Source organism: Sphingomicrobium clamense (genome assembly GCF_019264355.1).
In the GTDB taxonomy this organism is placed as follows: domain Bacteria; phylum Pseudomonadota; class Alphaproteobacteria; order Sphingomonadales; family Sphingomonadaceae; genus Sphingomicrobium; species Sphingomicrobium clamense.
In genome coordinates, this window is the sequence record NZ_JAHVAH010000001.1 from 830,369 (window position 1) to 853,887 (window position 23,519).

Consider the following 23,519-nt stretch of genomic DNA (forward strand, 5'->3'; position numbering starts at 1 on the left):
ATTCATGGTTAGAATGCAAAATCAGCCGCTTGATCCAACTGCGTCGCCATTATGTCGAACAGCAAGACACTGTCGCCGGCAGGCGTCGTGATGAGCGTGTCGGTGCCTTGCTGAATGATCGACAGGTCTTCATAGCCGATCCCCAGCGCGCTGAAATCGAGCATGTCCTCTTCGCCTCCGGGTGTGAAGCCGGCGATCATGTCCGCTCCAGAGTTGGCGTCGAAGACAAAGGTGTCATTGCCACTACCCCCGGCCATGAAATCGTCGCCTACACCCCCAAGGATAATGTCGTCGCCAGGACCGCCGATCAGGAGATCATTGTCTCCTCCACCATCAATCCTGTCATTGCCCGACCCACCGTTGATCCTATCATTGCCAGAACCACCGTTGAGGATATCGTCGCCAGTCCCGCCGAAGAGCTCGTCGGCACGACTTCCACCATTGAGAGTGTCGTTTCCAGCTCGGCCGTAAAGACTGTCCTCGCCACCAGAGCCATCCAACAAGTTCGGGCCAGCATCGCCCTTAAGAACGTCGCCGTACGCAGATCCGATCACATTCTCGATACCTTCGAGAGTGTCATTGCCGTCTCCGGCCGCAGTCCCGAAGAATAGATCCACTACCACTGATCCCGGCGCTTGATCATAAAGGGCGTAGTCACTCGATGAGCCGCCGACCAGTTGGTCGTCCCCTTCGCCGCCGCGCAGGCGGTCATTGTCCGGCCCACCGATCAGAAGGTCGTTGTCTGCGCCGCCGTCGAGATAGTCGTTGCCCGAGCCGCCATTGGCTCGATCGTTACCGACACCGCCAACGATCATGTCGTTCCCCGGTCCGCCGAACAATTCGTCGGCGCGCGTTCCGCCGAAAAGCTCGTCGTCTCCCGCCTCGCCAAACAGCGTATCCTCGCCTCCGTCACCAAGCAGGCGATCGTTACCGAGGCCCCCGCGCAGAATATCGCGCCCCGCACCCCCCGTGATCTGGTCGGCTCCATCCTGACCCCAGATCGAATCATTTCCTCCAAGGCCTTCTATCTTGTCGTCCAGATTGCTGCCTACCAGCGTATCCGAGAGTTCAGTGCCGACGTATACATAGCCATTGATCGGGCTCACCGTCGGAGCGAAGCCTTCGAAGTTGTAAGCGGTGAAGGCGTTTGCATCCGTGTTTTGGAACACAATAAAGGTCGTGAAGTTATCGCTTCCGCCATTGCGGTCGAACTGCAACAGCGTATCAACTCCGTCTTGGACCAGACGCAAATGTCCGGAGGAGAATGGATTTTTTCCGTTCCAATTCGTAAGGTTGTTGCTCAAAAATGACGCCCAAATAATGTTGGCGCCACTATCCCCGGGCGCGAATTCCGAGAACGTTACATTCGAAGCGATGTCGCCGGAGCCCCATAGTTCGATTGTATCTCGATCGCCGCCAAACGAGATCTCGCTTGTCTGGCTGGCAGGGCGCAAAGTCACGTAGTCGTCGCCTCCACTCAGGACGATGGAAACGTCACTTTCGTTGAAATTTACGTATGTGACAGTGTCATTGCCCTCGCCGGCATCTATTTGAACGTGGCTGTATGGGATCGTCGAGCTACGAAAAACGAAAATAGTGTCGTTGCCGTCGCCACCATGGAGCGTGTCTGACCCACCATTTGCGTCTCTGATATCATCATCACCAACTCCGCCGTCGACGAAGTCGTCGCCAAACCCGCCGTCAATGCGGTCATTCCCCTCTCCGCCATAAATCTCATCATTACCAGGTCCACCGTCGAGCGTGTCGTCGCCGCCAAGGCCCTCAATGAAGTCATCGCCGTCCTGACCCTCGATCGTGTCAGCATCAGCTGTGCCTGTCAGTTCATCAGGCCCGTCGCTGCCGACCAAAGTCTTGCCAACTCCATTCAGATTGAACCCGTCAAAGTTGTAAGCAACTAAATCTGCAGCCACGGTCTCTAGCAAGATTATGAATGTGATATAGGCGTCACCGCCACCGTCTTGATCTACTTGAACAAGTGTATCGTTGTCCTGCTGGACAAGACGCACATGACCAGTTCCAAATGGGTTCGTACTCGAATCCCAATTTAGCAAATTGTAGGATAGGAAGTCGGTCCAGACGATAGCATCGCCGCTCTCGCCGGGAGCAAAATCAGTGAAGATAAGGTTCGCCGCCAAACCACTGTTCGTATCGAACTGGATAGTATCCTGCCCGTCACCGAAAGTGACTACGACACTGCTATCCCCGTCAAAAAAGTGAACGAGCAGATTGTCATCGCCGGCGCCAAGATCAATGGTGGTATTACTCGTGAATCGATAGTGATAAAGTACGAAGTCGTCGCCAAGGCCGGCGTCAATGGTGATCGTTTCATCCGTGCTGTAGAGTCGTTGAATCCGGATGTCGTCCGCTCCGCCACCTCCAACTAGCTGATCGTCACCGCCCACGTCGGAGAGCCTATCGGCACCGTCGCCTCCTTGGATGATATCGTTGCCATAACCGCCCGTCAGAAGGTCGTTACCTTCTCCGCCGTCGACGATGTCATTGCCATAATCACCATTAACGTGGTCGTCGCCGGCGCCTCCGCGAAGTGTATCATGGCCAAAACCACCGGCTATGGAGTCGTTGCCGCCCAAGCCCGTGATAAGGTCATCGCCTACGCCGCCGTACAGCCAGTTATCATCCGATTCAGTGCCAGTGATGGTTTGACTCGGCACGGGATTCCCATCGGGAGAGTAACCCTCAAAGTTGTAGGCGGTGAAGGAAGCTGCATCAGCGTTCTGAAAGATGACGAAGGTGACGTAATTGTCTCCACCCCCATTCTGATCAATCTGCAGAATCGCGCTGCTCCCGTCCTGCGCAAGTCGCAAATGACCCGATCCGAAGGGATTTTCGCTCCCGTCCCAGTTAGTAAGATTGCGACCTAAGAAGTAGACCCAAGAGAACTTGTCTCCCCCATCGCCGGGGGAAAAGTCAGTAACAGACAAGGTTGCAGAGAAATTGCTTTGATCATCGAGAATAATCGTATCGATGCCTTCGCCGAGACTGATTGTGGCACTCCCAGCCTTAAAAAAGAGATGGAGGAGATCGTTGCCTATACCGAGGTCGATCAACGCCTCCCCATCGACGAAATTATAATACGAAACTGAATCATCACCTGCACCGGCATCAACGCTTACATATTCATATGGACCATCTGTTCGGGTGACTTTGATTTGATCAATACCGCCTCCGCCGGAAATTTGATCACCACTCCCACTCGTGTCTTGGAGCCAATCGTCTCCCTCGCCCCCTTCAATGAGGTCAGCACCATAGCCGCCATAAATTTGATCATTTCCATCGCCGCCGCGTAGGATGTCATCACCGGCGTAACCGTAAATGAAGTCATTGCCAGCGAGACCGTCGATGGTGTCATCACCTACTGTTCCCTCCAAGACGTCGTCACCAGTGGTGCCAGTGATGGTCTGGCCTGAGGTGGCTTGGGTGCGGAGCACGCCGCCATCGGAGATGGTGACGAGGTCGCGGCTCGAAATGCTTAACGCGCGCGAATGCCCACCATCACCAAGACTGCTTTGATTCCCGTCGTTTTCGACCGACAGAAGTCCTCTGTATGACATTTCTTCACGGGCGGGAGAGAGCCGGTGTCTCGCTCCAATCGAATTAGGCTGAGAATGTTCCTCTCCGGGCGATTGGATTTCGACCATATCTCCCCCCCGTAGCGTTCACCGCGCTGCCATGGCGCAACTTATGACTTGTTTATTAAAATTAGGGCAATGATTGAAGGTAGCAAGTTAAACTTGATAGAGTTGCCATTTTCTACGCGATGACGTCCGCTTCCTACCCCGAAACCGACCAGGCAACGAACGACCCAATTGCGGACATTGTGCATGAGTAGGATCTCGCGCATAGGATACTCGATCTTCTTTACTATACCGCCCCAACTGGAGCGGAATGAGACATCACGTAGCAGATTGAGTAAAGGAGGATTGAGACCATGCAGCGTATTAGCCCCTTCATCGATCCTGCGATCTTGGAGGGAATACTTGCAACGGCATTAGATGCGGTGATCGTTTCCGATGCCAAGGGTACAATTGTTGAATGGAATCAGCACGCCACGATCACATTGGGCTGGGAACGTGACGACATCCTGGGCAGGACCATGGAAAGCACGATCGTGCCAGAACACCACAGGCAAAGCCATGTCGAGGGGATGACGAGGCTTCAGCAGGGAGAGCAGGCCCGCATTCTCAATCGGCGTCTCGAATTGACGGCACGTCATCGCTCAGGCGTGGAAATCCCGGTTGAAATGGCCATCACCGAAATCGGAAAAAGCCCTGACAATTTATTTATCGGTTTTCTGCGGGACATCACCGAACAAAAAAAATACGAGGACGCCCTCACCCGTCGTGCGGTCGAGGCTGAGCTAATCTCGACCATGTCCGGTGCTGTGGCCAACGCACGAAGTTTCGAAAGTGCTCTTACGCGTAGCCTTGACGCCATCCTTCAGTTGACCGGATGGCCAGTGGGTCATGCTTTTATTAGGCCTAATCCCGATCCGGTGCTTGTTCCTTCCGGGGTCTGGGCTGCTCGAAATGCCAACTACAGGCGATTGAAGGCTGCGACGGAAGATTCGGTGTTTCCGATTGGGATTGGAATGCCTGGGAAAATCCTCGAGTCTGGCGAACCGTTATGGATTGAAGACATTTCCGAATACCCTGAATTCAAGCGACAGAACCACGAGTTCAAGAGCGCCTTCGGCTTTCCGCTCAAGTCTGAAGGTGTCGTCATCGCGGTGCTCGAATTCTTTGCTAATTCCGAAACACGTCCGGATGAAGAGCTACTCAAGACGGTGAAAGTCCTTGGTGAGCAGCTTGGCTTGGTGGTTGAACGTAAACGACAGGAGGATCGCCAGAAATTGCTCGTGAACGAGCTCAATCATCGCGTGAAAAACACGATTGCGATCGTACAAGGCATTGCGCACCAGACGTTTGAAGATGACGTACCGGTCGAACAGGGCCGCGAGACATTTATACGGCGGCTAGATGCCCTCGCTTCTGCACATCATCTTCTGATCTCGGAAAATTGGGCCAAGGCATCGATTACCGACATCGTTACTCGCGCGCTCGATGGTTGCGGCGGCTCTCTCGAGCGGGTTCGGATCAAGGGCCGCGATTTCGATGTTCAGTCTGAGACCGCAGTTTCGATTGCGCTGGCGATCCACGAACTTTGTACCAATGCATTCAAATACGGCTCGCTTTCGGTTCCGGCAGGGCGTGTCGAAATTACATGGAAGCTGGAGAAGGGCGACATTCCAGTTTTCGTCTTCGAGTGGCGTGAACTTGGGGGGCCTCCCGTCAAAGAGCCGAGCAAAAAAGGCTTCGGCTCTCGCCTGTTGGAGCGAGGGTTGGCAAAGAGCCTAGGAGGACGGGTCGAGTTAAATTTCGATCCATCAGGGTTCTGTGCTCGCTTCTCTGCACCATTGAATCGGCAAGACCCGTGAGTGCGGCAATCGGTCAAGCGACCGGGGTTTATCCTCACGCTATCAATTGGTTTGATCGTCGCCGATGCAGAGTAACTGGCACCGAGAACACCAAATTGCCTCAAGCGTCCGCTTTCCACCCCAAACCAGACACAGAATAACGAGACATCTCTCAAAGGGCTTGATCTCCCGACGCATCCTTTGTAGAGGCGCGCTCACAGACATGGGGATTCGTCCTTTTGTCGCTTAGTTTCAAGGAGGTCGCCCGTTCCGGTACGCCGGGCATAAACGGGTTGGGCCTCTTGTTTTTTGGGCTGGAAACAGCCTTTGGCTCTTTCGCATCGGTAAGTGGATATGGAAACGCAGAACATTCGCATTCGTCTCAAGGCTTTCGACCATCGTGTGCTCGATCAGGCTACAGGTGACATTGCAGATACGGCACGTCGTACCGGCGCGCTGATCCGTGGTCCTATTCCGCTGCCGACGCGCATCGAGAAGTTCACCGTGAACCGCGGCCCGCACATCGACAAGAAGTCGCGGGAGCAGTTCGAGGTCCGCACCTACAAGCGCCTGCTCGACATCGTGCAGCCGACGCCGCAGACGGTCGACGCGCTGATGAAGCTCGATCTCGCCGCAGGGGTGGACGTAGAGATCAAACTGGCCTAAGGGCCACGCCAAGCCAGCAACATCGCTGATTTGGCTGGGAGATTCGGGTCAAACCGAGCCTTCCAATTCCGGCACTTGCCGGGATGCAATTTAGGGATACCGGGCAGTCTTTCGAGACTGCGGTCTGCGTCCCCCGCATCCTGCCCTCAGCAGGAACGACCCGAGCGGGGTTCGCACATATTCATGGGTCGCAAGCACGTCGTGTTTTGACGGCGTGCCTCTGTTGAGGAGTGTGGATCATGCGCACTGGCGTGATCGCGAAAAAGATGGGGATGACCCGCTTGTTCCAGGCAGACGGTCGGCATGTGCCGGTCACCGTCCTGTCGCTGGAAGGCAACCAGGTCGTCGGTCGTCGCGAAACTGATACTGACGGCTACACCGCCGTCGCCCTGGGTGCCGGCACGGCAAAGGCGAAAAACGTCAACAAGCCGCAGCGTGCCCAGTATGGCAAAAACGAAATCGAACCCAAGCAGAAGGTCGTCGAGTTCCGCGTCTCGGAAGATGCGCTGCTCGACGTCGGCGCGAACATCACCGCCGACCACTTCATCGCTGGCCAGATGGTCGATATCCAGGGCGTGACCCAGGGTAAGGGCTTTGCCGGCGCCATGAAGCGCTGGGGCTTCGGCGGTCTGCGCGCGACGCACGGCGTCTCGATCTCGCACCGCTCGCACGGTTCGACCGGTAACCGCCAGGATCCGGGCCGCGTCTTCAAGAACAAGAAGATGGCCGGTCACATGGGTGCCCGCAACCGCACCCAGCAGAACCTGATGATCGTCCGCACCGACGTCGAGCGCGGCCTTCTCTTCGTCAAGGGCTCGGTGCCCGGTTCGAAGGGTGGCTGGGTCATCGTCGAGGACGCGGTCAAGGTCCCGCTGCCCGAAGGCGTGCCGTTCCCGGCCGCGATGCGTCGCAATGCCGACGAGGTCGCCACGGAAGAAGCACCTGCGGGCATGATCGAAGAAGCAGCTTTCGAAGAAGCCGCGCCGACCCCGACTCAGGAAGAGATCGATGCGGCGATGGCTGAAACCGAAAAGAACGAAGCCGCCGACGCCGACAAGGCCGATGGCGACGAAAGCAAGGAAGGCTAAGCGATGAAGGTCAAAGTTCAGACCCTCGACGCCAAGGCCGGTGGCGATCTCACGCTCGACAAAGCCGTGTTCGGCGTCGAACCGCGTGAAGACATCCTCCACCGTGTCGTGACCTGGCAGCTCACCAACCGTCGTGCGCCCGCGCGCCCGACCCGTGAGCGCTCGGACGTCGCCCGCACCGGTAAGAAGTGGGGCCGCCAGAAGGGTGGCGGTACCGCTCGTCACGGCGACCGCGCCGCCCCGATCTTCATCGGTGGTGGTAAGGCCCACGGTGCCCGCGCCCGCGTCTTCACCTCGAGCCTCAACAAGAAGGTTCGCGCCCTCGGCCTGAAAATGGCTCTTTCGGCCAAGGCCAAGGACGGCAAGCTGCTCGTGCTCGACAATCTCGACATGAACGGCGAAGCGAAGACCAAGGAACTGTCGGCCAAGCTCGAGAAGCTCGGTTTCGGCAAGACCAACCTGGTCATCGACGGCGAAGCGCTGAACGTCGGGTTCGCCCGAGCGTCGGCCAACCTCGAAGGCATCAACCTGATGCCGGCGATGGGCGCCAACGTTTACGACATCCTCCGCCACGACACGCTCGTCCTGACGCGCGCCGCGGTGGAACAGCTGGAGGCACGTTTCAATGGCTAAGGCTGAGAAGAAAGCGGTAGAGAACCGCCACTACGACGTCGTCCTGGCGCCGCACATCACCGAGAAGTCGACCATGGCGTCGGAACATAATGCGGTGGTGTTCAAGGTTGCCGGCGATGCGTCGAAGCCCGAAATCAAGGAAGCGGTGGAAGCGCTGTTCGGCGTGGAAGTGACCAAGGTCAACACCATCGTGACCAAAGGCAAGACCAAGCGGTGGAAGGGCCAGCCCTACCGCCGTTCGGACGAGAAGAAAGCGATCGTCACCCTGAAAGAGGGCCAGACGATCGACATCACGAGCGGGGTCTAACCGATGGCATTGAAAGCATATAAGCCGACGAGCCCGGCCCGCCGTGGCCTGATCCTCGTCGACCGGTCGCAGCTCTACAAGGGCAAGCCGGTCAAGGCGCTTGTCGAAGGCAAGAAGAAAACCGGCGGCCGCAACAACAAGGGCCACGTGACCTCGCGTGGCATCGGTGGCGGTCACAAGCAGAAGTATCGCAAGATCGACTTCAAGCGTCGTCACTGGGACGTCGAGGGCACGGTCGAGCGCATCGAGTACGACCCCAACCGGTCGGCCTACATCGCGCTCGTCACCTACGGCGACAAGGACCAGGCCTACATCATCGCTCCCCAGCGCCTTGCGCCGGGCGACAAGGTGATCGCGGGCGAAAAGGTCGACGTGAAGCCGGGTAACGCGATGCTGATCGGCCAGATGCCGGTCGGTACGATCGTCCACAACGTCGAGCTGAAGCCCGGCAAGGGCGGTCAGCTGGCCCGCGCGGCAGGCACGTACGTGCAGGTCGTCGGCCGCGACAAGGGCATGGTGATCGTTCGCCTGAACTCGGGCGAAACGCGCTACATCCGCTCGGACTGCATGGCCACGGTCGGTGCCGTCTCGAACCCGGACAACAGCAACACCACGCTCGCCAAGGCCGGCCGTAACCGCTGGCGCGGCAAGCGTCCGCTGACCCGTGGTGTCGCGAAGAACCCGGTCGATCACCCGCACGGTGGTGGTGAAGGCCGCACCTCGGGTGGCCGTCATCCGGTGACCCCGTGGGGCAAGCCGACCAAGGGTGCGCGCACTCGTAAGAACAAGGCGACGGATAAATTCATCATCCGCTCGCGTCACGCGAAGAAGAAGGGCTAAGCGATCATGGCTCGTTCCGTCTGGAAAGGACCCTTTGTCGAACTGTCGCTGCTGAAGAAGGCTGAAGCCGCTCAGGAGCAGTCGAATGCGAAGCCGATCAAGACCTGGTCGCGTCGCTCGACGATTTTGCCGCAGTTCGTGGGTCTCACGTTCAACGTCTACAACGGCAAGAAATTCGTGCCCGTCTCCGTCTCGGAAGAGATGGTCGGCATGAAGCTCGGTGAATTTGCGCCCACGCGCTTCTTCCCGGGCCACGCCGCCGACAAGAAGGGTAAGCGCTAATGGGTAAGCCCAAATCGCCTCGCAAGGTCGGTGACAAGGAAGCGATCGCGACCGCCACGATGGTTCGTGGCAGCCCGCGCAAGCTGAACCTGGTTGCCGGTCTCATTCGCGGCCGCAAGGTCGAAGAAGCCCTGAACATCCTCAAGTTCTCGCCCAAGGCGATGGCCGAGGATGCCTACAAGGTGCTCGCTTCGGCGGTGGCAAATGCCGAGAACAACCACAACCTCGATGTCGACGCGCTCGTCGTGGCGGAAGCCTCGGTCGGCAAGTCGATCACCATGAAGCGTTTCGCGACCCGTGCGCGCGGCCGTTCGACCCGTATCGAAAAGCCGTTCAGCCGCCTGCGTGTCGTCGTGCGCGAGCAGGAAGAAGCCTAATGGGTCATAAGAGTTCCCCCATCGGCCTGCGGCTGCAGATCAACCGCACCTGGGATTCGCGCTGGTTCGCGGAAGGCCAGGATTACGGCAAGCAGCTGCTCGAGGATCTCAAGATCCGCCGCTATATCATGAAGACGCTGCCGCAGGCGGCGATCTCGAAGGTGGTGATTGAGCGTCCGGCCAAGCTGTGCCGCATTTCGATCTACGCTGCCCGCCCCGGTGTCATCATCGGCAAGAAGGGCGCGGACATCGAGAAGCTGAAGAAGCAGCTCGCCTCGATGACCGACAGCGAGATCAGCCTGAACATCGTCGAAATCCGCAAGCCGGAAATCGACGCCCGCCTCGTCGCCCAGGGCGTGGCCGACCAGCTCGAGCGCCGCGTGGCATTCCGCCGTGCGATGAAGCGCGCGGTGCAGTCGGCGCTCCGTCTCGGTGCGGAAGGCATTCGTATCACCTGCTCGGGCCGTCTCGGCGGCGCGGAAATCGCGCGTACCGAGTGGTATCGCGAAGGTCGCGTTCCGCTGCACACGCTGCGCGGTAACGTCGATTACGCCGAAGCGCAGGCCCACACCGCCTACGGCGTGTGCGGCGTGAAGTGCTGGGTCTTCAAGGGCGAGATTCTCGGCCACGACCCGCTGGCGCAGGAAAAGCTGATGATGGATGCGCAGACTTCGGGCGTTCGCCCGGCGCGCGACCGTCGATAGAGGAATTGAAAGATGCTGCAACCGAAGCGCACCAAATTCCGTAAGGCCTTCAAGGGCCGCATCCACGGCAACGCCAAGGGTGGCACCGAGCTGAACTTCGGCGCCTACGGCCTCAAAGCCCTGGAGCCGGAGCGGATTACTGCCCGCCAGATCGAGGCGGCTCGCCGCGCGATCACGCGTCACATGCGCCGTCAGGGTCGCCTGTGGATCCGCGTGTTCCCGGACGTGCCCGTTTCGAAGAAGCCGGCCGAAGTCCGCATGGGTAAAGGTAAGGGTAGCCCCGAATTCTGGGTCGCCCGCGTCAAGCCCGGCCGCATCCTTTTCGAACTGGACGGTATTCCCGGCCCGCTCGCCAAGGCTGCTTTCGAACGTGCCGCTGAAAAGCTGCCGATCAAGACCAAGGTGGTCGCCCGCCTCGGCGAGAAGCTGGTTTAAGGAGGAGTTGAGATGAACATCGCAGATCTCAAGGCCAAGACCGACGATCAGCTGGCCGAAGAACTGACGGCGCTGAAGAAGGAGCAGTTCAACCTGCGCTTCCAGGCCGCCACCAACCAGCTCGAGAAGCCGTCGCGAGTCCGCGAGGTGCGTCGCACCATCGCGCAGATCAAGACGCTGCAGACCGAGCGCGCCCGCGCCGCGGCGAAGGCGTAAGGAGAAGCCAGATGCCCAAACGCATCCTCACCGGGACGGTCACGTCCGACAAGATGAACCAGACGGTCACCGTGCTCGTCGAGCGTCGCGTCAAGCACGCGCTCTACGGCAAGATCATCAAGCGTTCGAAGAAGTATCACGCCCATGACGAGAACAACGAATTCTCGGTGGGTGAGACGGTTCGCATCGAAGAGTGCAAGCCGATTTCGAAAACCAAGAGCTGGACGGTCCTCGACCGCGTGAGCGCTGCACCTGCCGGTGCGGCCGACGCCGAGGCCTAAGGCTGCAGAAGGAAGAAAGGTAGCAAACCATGATCCAGATGCAGTCGACCCTCGACGTGGCGGACAACTCGGGCGCCAAGAAAGTCCAGTGCATCAAGGTGCTGGGCGGCTCGAAGCGTCGTTTTGCCAGCGTCGGCGACATCATCGTGGTGTCGGTCAAGGAAGCTGCACCGCGCGGCAAGGTGAAGAAGGGTGACGTGCATCGCGCCGTCATCGTTCGCACCCGCAAGGACATTCGCCGCCCCGACGGGTCGGTGATCCGTTTCGACGGCAACGCCGCGGTGCTGGTCAACAAGAACGAAGAACCGATCGGTACCCGTATTTTCGGGCCGGTGGTTCGTGAACTGCGCGCGAAGAAGCACATGAAGATCATCTCGCTCGCTCCGGAGGTGCTGTAATGGCTACCGCGAAGATCAAGAAGGGTGACACCGTCGTCGTCCTGTCCGGCAAGGACAAGGGCAAGTCGGGCAGCGTCACCAAGGTGATGCCCAAGGAAGGCAAGCTGATCGTGGAAGGCGTGAACATCATCACGCGCCACAAGAAGCCGACCCAGATGGATCCCAATGGCGGTCTCGAGCAGCGTGAAGCCCCGCTTTACGTCTCGAAGGTCGCGCTGGCCGATCCCAAGGACGGCAAGCCGACCCGCGTGCGCATCGAAGCCGACAAGGACGGCAACAAGGTTCGCGTCGCGACGCGTTCCGGGGAGAAGATCGATGGCTAAGGATTACACTCCGCGCCTGAAGAAAGAGTATGACGACACGATCGTGAAGGCGATGACCGAGAAGTTCGGTTACGCCAACAAGCACGAAGTGCCCAAGATCGAGAAGATCGTCATCAACATGGGCGTCGGCGAAGCGACCCAGGACAAGAAAAAGGTCCAGAACGCGGCTGCCGAAATGGAAAAGATTGCGGGCCAGAAGCCGGTGATCACGAAGGCGAAGAAGTCGATCGCGCAGTTCAAGCTGCGTGAAGGCATGCCGATCGGTGCGAAGGTGACCCTTCGTCGCGACCGCATGTTCGAATTCCTCGATCGCCTGGTGACCATCGCTCTCCCGCGCGTCCGCGACTTTCGTGGTCTCAACCCGAAGTCGTTCGACGGCCGTGGCAACTACGCCATGGGCATCAAGGAACAGATCGTCTTCCCCGAAATCAGCTACGACGACATCGACGTCGTGCGCGGGATGGACATCATCGTGACCACGACCGCAAAGACGGACGAGGAAGCGCGCGAACTGCTGCGCCTCTTCAACTTCCCGTTCCCCGCGGAAAACAAGGAAGCCGAAGCTGCTTAATTGCAGCTTCGCTCCTGAGGAAAGGAAGAGAACTTAAGTCATGGCGAAACTGAGTTCCGTAAATAAGAACGAGAAGCGCAAGAAGCTGGTCAAGCAGACTGCGCCGAAGATGGCGAAGCTGAAGGCGATCGCGAACGACAAGTCGCTCGACGAAACCGAACGCCTGATGGCACGCCTGAAGATGGCCGAACTGCCGCGCAACGGGAATCCGACGCGCGTTCGTAACCGGTGCGAGCTCACCGGTCGCAGCCGCGGCTATTATCGCAAATTCCGTCTCTCGCGCATCATGCTCCGCGAACTGGCCAACAAAGGCCTGATTCCCGGCGTGACCAAGTCGAGCTGGTAAGGGGTAACTAGGATGGCAATGACCGATCCCCTGGGTGATATGCTCACCCGCATCCGTAACGGCCAGCAGGCGAAGAAGGACTCGATCCTTTCGCCCGCTTCCAAGCTGCGTTCGCGCGTCCTCGACGTGCTGCAGCGTGAAGGCTACATCCGCGGCTATTCGGAAGAAGAGCTGTCGGGTCAGGCCGGTCTGCGGATCGATCTGAAATATTTCGAAGGCCAGCCGGCGATCCAGCATGTCGCGCGCGTGTCGAAGCCCGGCCGCCGCGTCTATTCGGGCTCCAAGGAGCTCCCGCGGATCCGCAACGGCCTCGGCATCACGATCGTCTCGACGCCCAAGGGCGTGCTGAGCGACGCCGAGGCGCGTGAGCAGAACGTCGGCGGCGAAGTGCTGGCGGAGGTGTTCTAATGAGCCGTATCGGTAAAAAACCGGTGGCGCTGCCCCAGGGCGTGGAAGCGAAGGTCGAAGGCCAGACGCTCTCCATCAAGGGTCCCAAGGGCACGCTGTCGATGGACATGATGGACGATCTCATCAAGTTCGACGTGTCGAACGATGAAGTCGCGGTCAGCATGATCAACCCCTCACAGCGTTCGCGCCAGGTGTGGGGCATGCAGCGCACGCTCGTCCAGAACCTCGTCGACGGGGTCACCGAAGGCTACACCAAGGTCCTCGAGATCAACGGTGTCGGCTATCGCGCCAAGGTGCAGGGCAAGAAGCTCAACATGCAGCTCGGCTTCAGCCACGACGTCGATATCGACATCCCCGAAGGCATCGAGGTGAAGACCCCGGACGCCACCACGGTGGAAGTGTCGGGTATCGACAAGCAGAAGGTCGGCCATTTCGCTGCCGAAATCCGCAAGTGGCGCAAGCCGGAGCCCTACAAGGGCAAGGGCATCAAGTATCGCGGGGAATATATTTTCCGCAAGGAAGGCAAGAAGAAGTAAGATGGCTAAACTGTCCCTCTTCGATCGCCGCCGTCGTCGGGTTCGCTCGGCGCTCAAGGCGCGCTCCGCCGGTCGCCCGCGTTTGTCGGTCCACCGTTCGGGCAAGCATATCTATGCCCAGGTCATCGACGATGCGATGGGCAAGACCATCGCTGCTGCCTCGACCCTCGACAAGGACGTCAAGGTCAAGTCGGGCGCGAACGTCGATGCCGCTGCTGCCGTCGGCAAGTCGGTTGCCGCCAAGGCCAAGAAGGCCGGCGTCGACAAGGTTGTGTTCGACCGCGGTGGTTTCCTGTTCCATGGCCGCGTCAAGGCGCTGGCCGATGCCGCCCGTGATGAAGGGCTGGAGTTCTAAGCATGGCTGACGAAAAGAAGACCGAAGAAAAGGTCGAGAAGACCGAAGCTGAAGCCAAGACCGAAGCCCCGGCAACGGAAGCGACGGACACGGCGCACGGCGAACAGGCCCCCGGCGTTGCCGAGACCGCCGAAGTCGCTGCGGCCAAGGCCGACGCCAACCTCGAAGGTGCCGGCGAAAAGGCCGAAGCGCAGATGAAGCGCGGTGGTGGTCGTGGTCGCGGTGGCCCCGGTGGCGGTCGTGACAATCGTGGTGGCGGTCGTGGCCGCGGTCGCGGTCGTGACAATCGTCGCGACGATGACGGCGAGGACCTGATCGAAAAGCTGGTCCACATCAACCGCGTCTCGAAGACCGTGAAGGGCGGTAAGCGTTTCGGCTTCGCCGCGATCGTGGTCGTGGGCGACGGCAAGGGCCGCGCGGGCTTCGGCTCGGGCAAGGCTCGCGAAGTGCCCGAAGCGATCAACAAGGCGACTGCGGCGGCCAAGAAGGCCATGATCCGCGTGCCGCTCAAGGACGGTCGCACGCTGCACCATGACGGCAAGGGCCGTTTCGGTGCCGGCAAGGTCGTCGTTCGCTCGGCGCCTCCGGGGACCGGCATCATTGCCGGTGGCCCGATGCGTGCCGTGTTCGAAAGCCTCGGCGTCGCCGACGTCGTGACCAAGTCGAACGGCACCGCCAACCCCTTCAACATGATCCGTGCGACCTTCGAGGCGCTCAAGGATCAGACCAGCCCGCGTTCGGTTGCCCAGCGCCGTGGCAAGAAGGTCGCCGACCTTCTCGGCCGTGGTGGCATGGACAAGGCCGAAGCGGAAGCAACCGCCGACGCGGTGACGGAGTAATCAATGGCGAAGGCTAAGAAGATCAAGATCACGCAGACCGGTTCGCCGATCCGTCGTGACAAGACGCAGCGCGCGACGCTCGTCGGCCTGGGGCTCAACAAGATGCACCGGACCGTCGAAGTCGAAGCGACGCCCGAGGTCCTGGGTCAGGTCAAGAAGGTCGCCCACCTCCTCAGCGTCGAAGAGGCGTAAAAAATCCAATCAAGGAAGTCCCGGCGTTCGCGTCGGGATTTTCCGCGTAAATCAGCGCGAAACGAGCGAAAGCGAGTGCACGAAAATGACGATCAAACTCAACGACATCAAAGACAATGAAGGCGCCCGCAAGGAGCGCATGCGCGTCGGCCGTGGTATCGGTTCGGGCAAGGGCAAGACCGCCGGTCGCGGCCAGAAGGGCCAGAAGAGCCGTTCGGGTGTTGCCATCAAGGGCTTCGAAGGCGGCCAGATGCCGATCCACATGCGTGCCCCCAAGCGCGGCTTCAACAATCCGTTCGGCAAAGACTATGCCGTCGTGAACGTCGGCGCGGTCCAGAAGGCCATCGACGAGAAGAAGCTCGACGCCAAGAAGGACATCGACCACGCTGCATTGAAGGCAGCCGGTCTCGCCCGTGGCGGCAAGGACGGCGTGCGCCTGCTCGGCAAGGGCGAGCTCAAGGCCAAGGCCAACTTCATCGTCGCCGGTGCCTCGAAGGGTGCCGTCGAACTGGTCGAGAAGGCCGGTGGCAGCGTTGACGTGATCAAGGTCGTTCCGGCTGCCGAAAAGGCCGCCGCGAAGAAGGGCACGGGTCGCGCGGGCAAGAAAGCCAACGCGTAAAACTTGCCGCCCGGGGGTTCGCAAACCCGCGGGGCATCCTATATCGGGCGGCGGGGGGCTCACGGAGCCTTTCGCCGCCTGTTTGTTTTCATGAAGGTTTGACGAATGGCTTCTGCCGCCGAACAACTCGCCTCCGGCATTTCTTTCGACAGCTTCCGCAAGGCGACCGAGCTGAAGAAGCGTCTCTGGTTCACTCTGGGTGCGCTGGTCCTGTTCCGCTTCCTCTCCTTCGTGCCGATCCCCGGGATCGATCCGCGCGCGCTCGCCAGCCTGTTCGATACGCAGCGCGGCGGCGTGCTCGACTTCTTCAACACCTTCTCGGGCGGCAGCCTCGAGCGCATGAGCATCATCGCGCTCGGCATCATGCCCTACATCACCGCCTCGATCGTCATCCAGCTGGGCGCTGCGCTCCACGAACCGTGGAAACAGCTCAAGAAGGAAGGCCAGACCGGGCGCCAGAAGCTCAACCAGTATACCCGTTTCCTCACCGTCTTCCTGACCACGATCCAGGGCTATTTCATCGCCACGGGCCTTGAAGGGCTGGGCGCCAATACCGGCATCCAGGCGGTGGTCGAGCCGGGCTATCTGTTCCGCGGGGCGGCCACGGTCAGCCTCGTCGGCGGAACGTTGTTCCTGATGTGGCTGGGTGAGCAGATCACCGCGCGCGGCATCGGTAACGGCGTGTCGCTGATTATCATGGCGGGCATCGTCGCCACGCTACCCTCGACGCTCGCGCAGCTGTTCGAGAGCGGCCGTTCGGGCGCGATGGATCCGCTGCTGATCTTCAGCGTCGTGATCGCCGTCGCCATCCTGATCCTCTTCATCTGCTTCATCGAACGCGCGCAGCGTCGGGTGCTGGTGCAATATCCCAAGCGACAGACCGCGCGCGGCCTGATGCAGCAGGAGCGCAGCCACCTGCCGATGAAGATCAACACGGCCGGCGTCATCCCGCCGATCTTCGCCAGCTCGATCCTCGTCATGCCGCTAACTGTCCTGCAATTCGCCGGCGGCAGCGTCGATCCCAACGCGGCGTCGAACGACGTGCTGATCAACATCTCGACCTATCTGCAGCGCGGCAGCCCGCTCTACCTTGCGCTTTACGGTATCGGCATCGCCTTCTTCACCTTCTTCTACGCGTCGGTGCAGTTCAACAGCGAGGACGTGTCGGACAATCTCAAGCGCGCGGGCGGCTTCGTCCCGGGCATCCGCCCCGGCAAGTCGACCGAGCAATATTTCGATTATCTCTTGAACCGCATCACCACCGTGGGCGCGGCCTATCTGGTGCTGATCTGCCTGATCCCCGAATTCATGTTCAGCCAGGCGGGCGTAACATTCGCGCTGGGTGGCACGAGCCTGCTCATCGTCGTCAACGTGACGATGGATTTCGTGAGCCAGGTACAAAGCCACTTGATCGCGCACCAATATGGCGATTTGATCAAGAAATCGAAATTGAAGGGTCGTCGCCGCTAGCATGACCGACACGCCGACACAGGGGAACGACGTGCGTACCAACATCATCCTTCTGGGACCGCCGGGCGCGGGCAAGGGGACGCAGGCCCACCGCCTGGTCGAAACCCGCGACATGGTCCAGTTGTCGACCGGCGACATGCTGCGTGCCGCGATCAACGCGGGCAGCCCCGTGGGTCAGCAGGCCAAGGCAGTGATGGAACGCGGCGAGCTTGTCTCCGACGCGATCGTCTCGGCGCTGATCGGCGAGCATCTCGACGATGCCAAGGGGAAGGGCGCGATCTTCGACGGCTACCCGCGCACCCAGCACCAAGCCGAAGCGCTCGAAATGCTGCTCGCCGATCGTGGCCGCACGCTCGACCATGTCATCGAGCTGAAGGTCGACGAAGACGCGTTGGTCGACCGCATCTGCGGCCGCTTCAGCTGCGCCAAATGCGGCGCGCTCTATCACGAAACCGCCAAGCCGACCGCCAAGGACGGCGTGTGCGATGTGTGCGGGTCGACCGAATTCAAGAAGCGCCCCGACGATAATGAGGAAACCGTGCGCAAGCGGATGGCCGAGTATCGCGCCAAGACCGCACCGATCCTGCCCTTCTACGAGGCGCAGGGCGTGGTGCGCGAGGTCGATGGGATGGGAAGCGTCGAAGAGGTCGCTGCCGCGATCGACGCGATCATCGACGGCTAGCCCACCTCTCTCGACATCATGGTGAAGCTGCGCTAGTTGAATGAGCGTTCAACTGGAGGGTATAGCTATGCGTCGCCTTGTTTCCGTTGCCGCTCTCGCCACCGCCGCGATCGCCGCGCCTGCCGGGAGCGAAGTGGTTTCGTCCTCCGCCAATGCCTTCCACGTACGCCACAGCGAGCCGCTCGTCGCGACGCAGGAAGATGCCTGGAACCTGCTGCGCCAGCCTGCGCTCTGGTGGAATGGCGAACATAGTTATTCGCTCGATGCGGCCAATTTCTATCTCGAGCTGAAGCCCGGCGGATGTTTCTGCGAACGCATGCCCGACGGTGGCTTCGTCGAGCATATGCGCGTGCTCAGTTTCACGCCCGGTGAGGAACTGGTGCTCGAAGGCATGCTGGGACCGCTGCGGACAATTCCCGCGACGGGCGTCCTGGTCTTCAAGCTTGAAAGCCAGGGTGGCAATTCCCGCATCACGTCCGATTTTAAGGTCGTCGGCTTCCCTGAAGGCAACGGCACAATGTGGGCCGGTGCGGTCGACGGGGTGATCGGCGAGCAGATGAAGCGGCTGCGGTCGCGAGCGGCCTCCAAGGGCCGGCGCGGCAACCCCCTCTAGGCGCGCTCGAGCGTCACGAAGGCAAAGGGCGGGCGTCCGTCGACCGACGGGTAAGCATCGCGCATCGTCTCGCGCCAGGCCTCATCTTCGCGGGGATCTGGCACGACCGTGTCGCCATCGACGTCTTCGAGGATCTCGGTCAGCTCGATTTTCTGCGCGAGCGGCAGGAAGAGCGCGAAAATCTCCGCGCCGCCGATCACGAACAGGTGATGGTCACCGGCTGTAGCGATGGCTTCTCCGACAGTTTGCACGACCTCGGCACCTTTGGCCTTCCAATCGGGATCACGGGTCAGGACGATGTGCCGCCGCCCGGGCAGCAGGCCTGGCAGGCTGTCGAACGTCTTGCGGCCCATGACCATCGCGCCACCCATGGTGATCGCCTTGAACCGCTTGAGATCGGCAGGAAGATGCCAGGGCAGGTCGCCATCCTTGCCGATCACGCCATTCTGCGCACGCGCAAGGATCATGGTAATGGGAGCAGGCTGGGTCATCGGCGCAAATCCATGGCGGTTTCGCGCCCGCTTGGCTAGGGAAAAGCCATGAGTGTCGACACGGTCATCGAGACGCTGCGCGGACAGCTGGGCGACAAGGTCGTCGTCACCGATGCGGACGCCATTGCGCCGTGGCTGACCGACTGGCGCGGCCGGTGGACAGGCGCATCGAAGGCGCTGTTGCAGCCGTCGACGACACAAGAGGTCGCGACCATCGTGAAGGCATGCAACGAGGCAGGCGTGCCGCTGGTCGCGCAGGGCGGCAACAGCTCAATGGTGGGCGGTGCTACGCCCAATCCGGACGGCGGCTCGCTGCTCCTGTCGATGCGAAGTATGAATAATGTCCGCATGCTCGACGCGGAGGCCGGAACGGTCGTCGCCGAGGCCGGTGTCATTCTTGCGAATCTGCATGACACGGCGCTCAAGCGGGGCCTGCGCTTTCCGCTGACGCTGGGCGCAAAAGGTAGCGCGACGGTGGGCGGCCTGGTGTCGACCAACGCCGGGGGCACGCAGGTGTTACGATTTGGCACGATGCGCGGGCTGACGCTGGGGCTGGAGGCGGTGCTGCCCGACGGGACAATCCACGACGGGCTGGGCGGGCTGAAAAAAGACAATCGCGGGCCATCGCTCGACCAATTGCTAATCGGGGCCGAAGGAACGCTGGGTGTCGTGACGGCGGCCTTGCTCAAGCTCGCGCCGGCGCCGGTCGCGCGTTCGACCGCATTCGCGGGTGTGAAGTCTCCAGCAGCAGCGCTGAGGCTTCTGCGACGGATGACCGATCTGGTCGAAGGGTTCGAATTGCTTCCCCACGACAGTCTCGAAGCGGCGCAGCGGCACATGGATGTCTCGTCTCCGCTAGCAAGCAAGCATGATTGGTACGTGCTGGTCGAGGCGACGCAAGCGAAGGGGCAGGAGGACGCGCGGGCATTGCTCGAGCGCTTGCTGGCCTATGCGATGGAGGACGGGCTGGTCGAGGACGCGGCCATCGCCTCCAATGAAGCGCAGTCGGAGGCAATGTGGCGCATCCGCGACGGGCTTTCAGACAGCGAGAAGCAGGTCTACGGCCTAGCGACGCAGCACGACATTTCGGTGCCGGTCGATGCGATTCCCGAATTTCTCAAGCGGGTGAAGAGCGAAATCGAGCGCGAATGGCCGGGAAGCTGGGTGTCGGGATACGGGCATCTGGGCGACGGCAACATCCATCTCCACGTCCGCGCGATGGACCGGGCATGCGAGGGCTGGCAGGAGAGTGAAGGCAAAGAGATCGGAAGACGCGTCCACGATCTCGTCACCGAGGCGGGCGGCTCGATCAGCGCTGAACACGGCATCGGCCAGATGAAGCGCGACGAGCTTGCGAGATTGGGCGAACCGGCGCGGCTGACGATGCTGCGAGCGCTGAAGGCGGCGCTGGATCCCAAGAGGATCATGAACCCCGGGAAGCTGATCCCTTAGGCGAAATGCAGGCGGCGATATTTGCCGCGGAAATAAAGGAGCGGATCGCGTTGTGGGGCGAAACGCACACGCTTGACCTCGCCCACAAGGATCACGTGATCGCCGCCGTCATACTCGGCGAATTTCCGGCATTCGAAGCTGGCAAGCGAATTGGTGAGAATGGGCGGGCCGTGATCCCACACTTCCCAGTCGACGCGTTCGAAACGGTCATCGCTTTTTCTCGCGAATAGGTCGCTGACCGACTGCTGGCCGATGTGGAGCACGTTGACGGCGAAATGATCGACTTCGGAAAAAACCGCCATCGAATGCGCTTGCCTATGCGGGCAGACGAGGAGAAGCGGCGGGTCGAGGCTGACCGAGGTAAAGCTGTTGGCGGTAAGGCCGACATTTGTGCCGTCGGGTGCGCGGGCGGTGACGATGGTTACTCCGGTCGCGAAGGTGCCGAGCGCGTCGCGCAGGGTGCGCGGGTCGCTGCCACCGATATATTCGGTCGGGGTGCGCGGGACGCGGCGTTCTAGGAATTCGATGAGGAGCGCATCGAGCAATTCGGATGGAGCGTCGGTTTGCTGTTCGACCCATTCGGCCCCAGGGGCGGTCAGAGCGGCGTACAGGTCGCTGCCCTCGGGACGGACGATCATGGCGGGGAGATGCGGCGGGAGGGTCGCGTCGCTGTCGCCGCCGACCAGCACGAGGCCCGTGCACAGGTCGGGCTCGCCCTCGCACAGCGCGCGCGCGGCAGTCTCTGCGCCCGCGCCAAGGCCGACGATGACGGGGCGGGTCGAGAGCTGGGCGAGGATCGCGCCGAGATCGCCGACATGCTGTTCATCGGAGCCGTTGGATCGCCGCGCGGGGATGATGACGTGGCGACCGGCATCGGCCAGCGCCTCCGCCATCGCCTCGTAATCGGCAGGATCGCGGCCCTCGTCGGGCAGGAGCAGCACGGCGGGCTCGTGCTGCGAACCGACGACCATCGCCGCGAGCGGAATGCCGCCATATCCAGTAAAATCACGCGTCGCGATGAGCCCGTTCCTTTCGCGCCCACCCTTGCCAAGCCGAGGGCCGCGCTGGCAAGCCTTGATGCGAAGGAGAGACGTGAATGGACGCCTATATCGTCACGGCATTGCGGACCGCGGGAGGCAGGCGCGGCGGCGCGCTTAAGGACTGGCACCCGGTCGACATGGGTGCGGCGGTGCTCGATGCGCTCGTCGAGCGGTCGGGGATCGATCCCAACGCAATCGACGACGTCATCATGGGATGCGTGACGCAGGCCGGCGAACAGTCGGTCCATGTCGGGCGCAACGCGGTTCTCGCCTCGGGCCTGCCCAAGAGCGTGCCCGCAGTGACCATCGACCGACAGTGCGGCAGTTCGCAGCAGGCGCTGCAATTTGCGGCACAGGCGGTGATGAGCGGGACGCAGGACGTGGTGATCGCGAGCGGGGTGGAATCGATGACCCGCGTGCCGATGGGGAGCGCGGGCTACTGGACCCCCGAGCCCAAGGCGGGCAGCCCGACCGGCAAGGGCACGGCGAAGAATTATCCGGGAATCGTCTTTTCGCAATTCACCGGCGCGCAGATGATGGCCGAAAAGCACGGCTTTTCGCGCGAGGAGATGGATGCGTTTGCGCTGGAGAGCCATCGCAAGGCGGCAGCCGCGACCGAAGAAGGGGCGTTCGAGGACGAAATCCTGCCGCTCGAGACCGAGGCGGGCCCGCACACGATCGACGAGGGCATCCGCTTCGACGCGACGATCGAGGGGATCGGGTCGGTCAAGCCGCTCGTCAAGGGCGGATCGATCAGCGCGGCCAACGCTAGCCAGATCTGCGACGGGGCGAGCGGGGTGCTGGTCGTCAACGAGCGAGCGCTGAAAACCCACGGGCTGACCCCTCTGGCACGGATGGTCGACATGACGGTGACCGCGGGCGACCCGGTCATCATGCTCGAAGAACCGCTCTTCGCGACCGACCGCGCGCTGAAGAAGTCGGGCATGAGCCTCGATGAAATCGATCTCTACGAGGTCAACGAGGCCTTCGCGCCGGTGCCGATGGCCTGGGCCAAGCATGTCGGCGCCGACCCGTCGCGGCTCAACGTACACGGCGGCGCTATCGCGCTCGGTCACCCGCTGGGCGCGAGCGGCACCAAGCTTATGGCGACGCTGGTCCACGCGCTCCACCGCCATGGCAAGCGCTATGGCCTACAGACGATGTGCGAAGGCGGCGGACAGGCGAACGTGACGATCGTGGAGCGGCTCTAGCGATCGTAATTCCGACGAAAGTCATCGATAAATTGATCGACGGCTTCGGTAAGCGGCCTCGAGCTTCGATCTTTTGCTGCACCTGGACCAAACTCGCGGTCTTGACGTACCGCCTTGCCTGCTCGGGATGGTGCACTGCCTCCTCGTCATCCAGCCCCAGCCATTTCAGCACCAGTGTGATCGAGTTGTCCGGATCCCTGACGAGTTGTTCGTAGTGCATAGAATAGATGCGGTCGGGGAATAAGGTCGTCCAGTGCCGGAACATCTGGTCTTCCAGTTTCATGAAGTGGGCGATGTCCTCAAGCTGCCAACTCCAGGGCGTAGAGGGAACGAAAAGGGTTTTGAAGCAGGACCAAGCGACGTCCTCCGGCGTGCGACGCATCCAGACGATCTTCGCGTCGGGCATGGCGTGGAGCAGCCCGGTCAGATGTGACTGGAGCAACGTTTTGTCGACGAGCATCGAATTCGCACTACCGAAATGTTCATTGAGGAGGCGATGATAAGTGCGGGCCACATCGCCCCACGGATCGGCCGAAACGCGGGCGCTCTGGTACGCCATTGCGCCCGCATGGTCTGGTGTCGGTAGGTCAAGCAGGCAGCGAGTGAACGCATCCACTTCATCGCTGCCATCGATCATGGAATGGCTGCACAATATCTGTTCTAGTAGCGTCGAGCCGGATCAAGGCATC

The 23,519-nt window shown here is 60.9% G+C and carries 30 protein-coding genes and 1 pseudogene; 27 read left to right on the top strand and 4 right to left on the bottom strand.

Annotation, left to right across the window (positions count from 1 at the left end):
- Window positions 1–8 precede the first annotated feature (8 nt).
- On the bottom strand, window positions 9–3,680 hold the full coding sequence (locus KTQ36_RS04095) for a calcium-binding protein (RefSeq protein WP_218632468.1): 3,672 nt from the start codon (window positions 3,678–3,680) through the stop codon (window positions 9–11).
- Between the two features lie 290 nt (window positions 3,681–3,970).
- Between KTQ36_RS04095 and KTQ36_RS04100 the strand changes: the two genes are divergently transcribed.
- The 25 genes from KTQ36_RS04100 (at window position 3,971) to KTQ36_RS04220 (ending at window position 18,636) form a co-directional block, all read left to right on the top strand.
- A complete protein-coding gene (locus KTQ36_RS04100; RefSeq protein WP_218632469.1) occupies window positions 3,971–5,476 on the top strand; it encodes an HWE histidine kinase domain-containing protein in 1,506 nt (501 codons plus the stop codon).
- Window positions 5,477–5,809: 333 nt separating this feature from the next.
- Window positions 5,810–6,121 (top strand): 30S ribosomal protein S10, encoded by a 312-nt coding sequence (gene rpsJ / locus KTQ36_RS04105; RefSeq protein WP_011952197.1) that lies wholly within the window; start codon window positions 5,810–5,812, stop codon window positions 6,119–6,121.
- Between the two features lie 239 nt (window positions 6,122–6,360).
- Window positions 6,361–7,209 (top strand): 50S ribosomal protein L3, encoded by an 849-nt coding sequence (gene rplC, locus KTQ36_RS04110; RefSeq protein ID WP_218632470.1) that lies wholly within the window; start codon window positions 6,361–6,363, stop codon window positions 7,207–7,209.
- Window positions 7,210–7,212: 3 nt separating this feature from the next.
- A complete protein-coding gene (rplD, locus tag KTQ36_RS04115; RefSeq protein ID WP_218632471.1) occupies window positions 7,213–7,842 on the top strand; it encodes a 50S ribosomal protein L4 in 630 nt (209 codons plus the stop codon).
- The gene (locus KTQ36_RS04120; RefSeq protein ID WP_218632472.1) at window positions 7,835–8,149 is read left to right on the top strand and encodes a 50S ribosomal protein L23; all 315 of its coding nucleotides are present in this window, start codon (window positions 7,835–7,837) and stop codon (window positions 8,147–8,149) included. The genes rplD and KTQ36_RS04120 overlap by 8 nt, the downstream gene beginning before the upstream one ends.
- A 3-nt stretch (window positions 8,150–8,152) precedes the next feature.
- On the top strand, window positions 8,153–8,989 hold the full coding sequence (gene rplB / locus KTQ36_RS04125; protein WP_218632473.1) for a 50S ribosomal protein L2: 837 nt from the start codon (window positions 8,153–8,155) through the stop codon (window positions 8,987–8,989).
- A gap of 6 nt (window positions 8,990–8,995) precedes the next feature.
- Window positions 8,996–9,271 (top strand): 30S ribosomal protein S19, encoded by a 276-nt coding sequence (rpsS, locus tag KTQ36_RS04130; RefSeq protein ID WP_218632474.1) that lies wholly within the window; start codon window positions 8,996–8,998, stop codon window positions 9,269–9,271.
- Complete coding sequence (rplV, locus tag KTQ36_RS04135; RefSeq protein ID WP_218632475.1) at window positions 9,271–9,648, top strand: 50S ribosomal protein L22; 378 nt, start codon at window positions 9,271–9,273, stop codon at window positions 9,646–9,648. Before rpsS ends, rplV begins: the two co-directional genes overlap by 1 nt.
- Entirely contained in the window at window positions 9,648–10,352 is a 705-nt protein-coding gene (rpsC, locus tag KTQ36_RS04140; protein ID WP_218632476.1) for a 30S ribosomal protein S3, read from the top strand. The genes rplV and rpsC overlap by 1 nt, the downstream gene beginning before the upstream one ends.
- Before the next feature lie 12 nt (window positions 10,353–10,364).
- Window positions 10,365–10,787: a 50S ribosomal protein L16 gene (gene rplP, locus KTQ36_RS04145; RefSeq protein ID WP_218632477.1), complete on the top strand. Its 423-nt coding sequence runs from the start codon at window positions 10,365–10,367 to the stop codon at window positions 10,785–10,787.
- Window positions 10,788–10,799: 12 nt separating this feature from the next.
- Entirely contained in the window at window positions 10,800–11,003 is a 204-nt protein-coding gene (rpmC, locus tag KTQ36_RS04150; protein WP_218632478.1) for a 50S ribosomal protein L29, read from the top strand.
- 11 nt (window positions 11,004–11,014) lie between these two features.
- Window positions 11,015–11,284, top strand: a complete 270-nt coding sequence (rpsQ, locus tag KTQ36_RS04155; RefSeq protein WP_218632479.1) for a 30S ribosomal protein S17 — start codon at window positions 11,015–11,017, stop codon at window positions 11,282–11,284.
- 29 nt (window positions 11,285–11,313) lie between these two features.
- Complete coding sequence (gene rplN / locus KTQ36_RS04160; protein ID WP_218632480.1) at window positions 11,314–11,682, top strand: 50S ribosomal protein L14; 369 nt, start codon at window positions 11,314–11,316, stop codon at window positions 11,680–11,682.
- Window positions 11,682–12,005, top strand: coding sequence for a 50S ribosomal protein L24 (gene rplX / locus KTQ36_RS04165; RefSeq protein ID WP_218632481.1), 324 nt, complete (start codon window positions 11,682–11,684; stop codon window positions 12,003–12,005). Before rplN ends, rplX begins: the two co-directional genes overlap by 1 nt.
- Window positions 11,998–12,576 (top strand): 50S ribosomal protein L5, encoded by a 579-nt coding sequence (gene rplE / locus KTQ36_RS04170; RefSeq protein WP_218632482.1) that lies wholly within the window; start codon window positions 11,998–12,000, stop codon window positions 12,574–12,576. The genes rplX and rplE overlap by 8 nt, the downstream gene beginning before the upstream one ends.
- 40 nt (window positions 12,577–12,616) lie before the next feature.
- The gene (gene rpsN / locus KTQ36_RS04175) at window positions 12,617–12,922 is read left to right on the top strand and encodes a 30S ribosomal protein S14 (protein ID WP_218632483.1); all 306 of its coding nucleotides are present in this window, start codon (window positions 12,617–12,619) and stop codon (window positions 12,920–12,922) included.
- Between the two features lie 12 nt (window positions 12,923–12,934).
- A complete protein-coding gene (gene rpsH, locus KTQ36_RS04180; RefSeq protein ID WP_218632484.1) occupies window positions 12,935–13,330 on the top strand; it encodes a 30S ribosomal protein S8 in 396 nt (131 codons plus the stop codon).
- Window positions 13,330–13,866 carry a 50S ribosomal protein L6 gene (rplF, locus tag KTQ36_RS04185; protein WP_218632485.1) on the top strand — a complete coding sequence of 179 codons (537 nt, stop codon included), beginning with the start codon at window positions 13,330–13,332 and terminating at the stop codon, window positions 13,864–13,866. The genes rpsH and rplF overlap by 1 nt, the downstream gene beginning before the upstream one ends.
- Window position 13,867: 1 nt before the next feature.
- Entirely contained in the window at window positions 13,868–14,221 is a 354-nt protein-coding gene (gene rplR, locus KTQ36_RS04190; protein WP_218632486.1) for a 50S ribosomal protein L18, read from the top strand.
- 194 nt (window positions 14,222–14,415) lie between these two features.
- Window positions 14,416–15,060 (top strand): 30S ribosomal protein S5, encoded by a 645-nt coding sequence (rpsE, locus tag KTQ36_RS04195; protein ID WP_218633816.1) that lies wholly within the window; start codon window positions 14,416–14,418, stop codon window positions 15,058–15,060.
- A 3-nt stretch (window positions 15,061–15,063) separates the two neighbouring features.
- Window positions 15,064–15,252 carry a 50S ribosomal protein L30 gene (rpmD, locus tag KTQ36_RS04200; protein WP_218632487.1) on the top strand — a complete coding sequence of 63 codons (189 nt, stop codon included), beginning with the start codon at window positions 15,064–15,066 and terminating at the stop codon, window positions 15,250–15,252.
- A gap of 91 nt (window positions 15,253–15,343) precedes the next feature.
- Entirely contained in the window at window positions 15,344–15,871 is a 528-nt protein-coding gene (gene rplO / locus KTQ36_RS04205) for a 50S ribosomal protein L15 (RefSeq protein WP_218633817.1), read from the top strand.
- A gap of 105 nt (window positions 15,872–15,976) precedes the next feature.
- Window positions 15,977–17,341 (top strand): preprotein translocase subunit SecY, encoded by a 1,365-nt coding sequence (gene secY / locus KTQ36_RS04210; RefSeq protein ID WP_218632488.1) that lies wholly within the window; start codon window positions 15,977–15,979, stop codon window positions 17,339–17,341.
- A gap of 1 nt (window position 17,342) precedes the next feature.
- Entirely contained in the window at window positions 17,343–18,023 is a 681-nt protein-coding gene (locus tag KTQ36_RS04215) for an adenylate kinase (protein ID WP_218632489.1), read from the top strand.
- Window positions 18,024–18,090: 67 nt separating this feature from the next.
- Window positions 18,091–18,636: an ATPase gene (locus tag KTQ36_RS04220; protein WP_218632490.1), complete on the top strand. Its 546-nt coding sequence runs from the start codon at window positions 18,091–18,093 to the stop codon at window positions 18,634–18,636.
- Here KTQ36_RS04220 and KTQ36_RS04225 read toward each other — a convergent pair.
- Entirely contained in the window at window positions 18,633–19,127 is a 495-nt protein-coding gene (locus KTQ36_RS04225; RefSeq protein WP_218632491.1) for a dihydrofolate reductase, read from the bottom strand. The genes KTQ36_RS04220 and KTQ36_RS04225 overlap by 4 nt on opposite strands.
- Before the next feature lie 48 nt (window positions 19,128–19,175).
- On the opposite strand from KTQ36_RS04225, the gene KTQ36_RS04230 reads away from it, so the two are divergent.
- Window positions 19,176–20,579: an FAD-binding oxidoreductase gene (locus KTQ36_RS04230; protein ID WP_218632492.1), complete on the top strand. Its 1,404-nt coding sequence runs from the start codon at window positions 19,176–19,178 to the stop codon at window positions 20,577–20,579.
- Here KTQ36_RS04230 and KTQ36_RS04235 read toward each other — a convergent pair.
- Window positions 20,576–21,550, bottom strand: coding sequence for a flavin reductase (locus KTQ36_RS04235; protein WP_255554215.1), 975 nt, complete (start codon window positions 21,548–21,550; stop codon window positions 20,576–20,578). The genes KTQ36_RS04230 and KTQ36_RS04235 overlap by 4 nt on opposite strands.
- A 125-nt stretch (window positions 21,551–21,675) precedes the next feature.
- Between KTQ36_RS04235 and KTQ36_RS04240 the strand changes: the two genes are divergently transcribed.
- The gene (locus tag KTQ36_RS04240) at window positions 21,676–22,830 is read left to right on the top strand and encodes an acetyl-CoA C-acetyltransferase (protein ID WP_218632493.1); all 1,155 of its coding nucleotides are present in this window, start codon (window positions 21,676–21,678) and stop codon (window positions 22,828–22,830) included.
- On the opposite strand, the pseudogene KTQ36_RS04245 reads toward KTQ36_RS04240, so the two are convergent.
- A pseudogene (locus KTQ36_RS04245) lies at window positions 22,721–23,497 on the bottom strand (sulfotransferase family protein); the annotation flags it as partial. The gene KTQ36_RS04240 and the pseudogene KTQ36_RS04245 overlap by 110 nt on opposite strands.
- Window positions 23,498–23,519 lie beyond the last annotated feature (22 nt).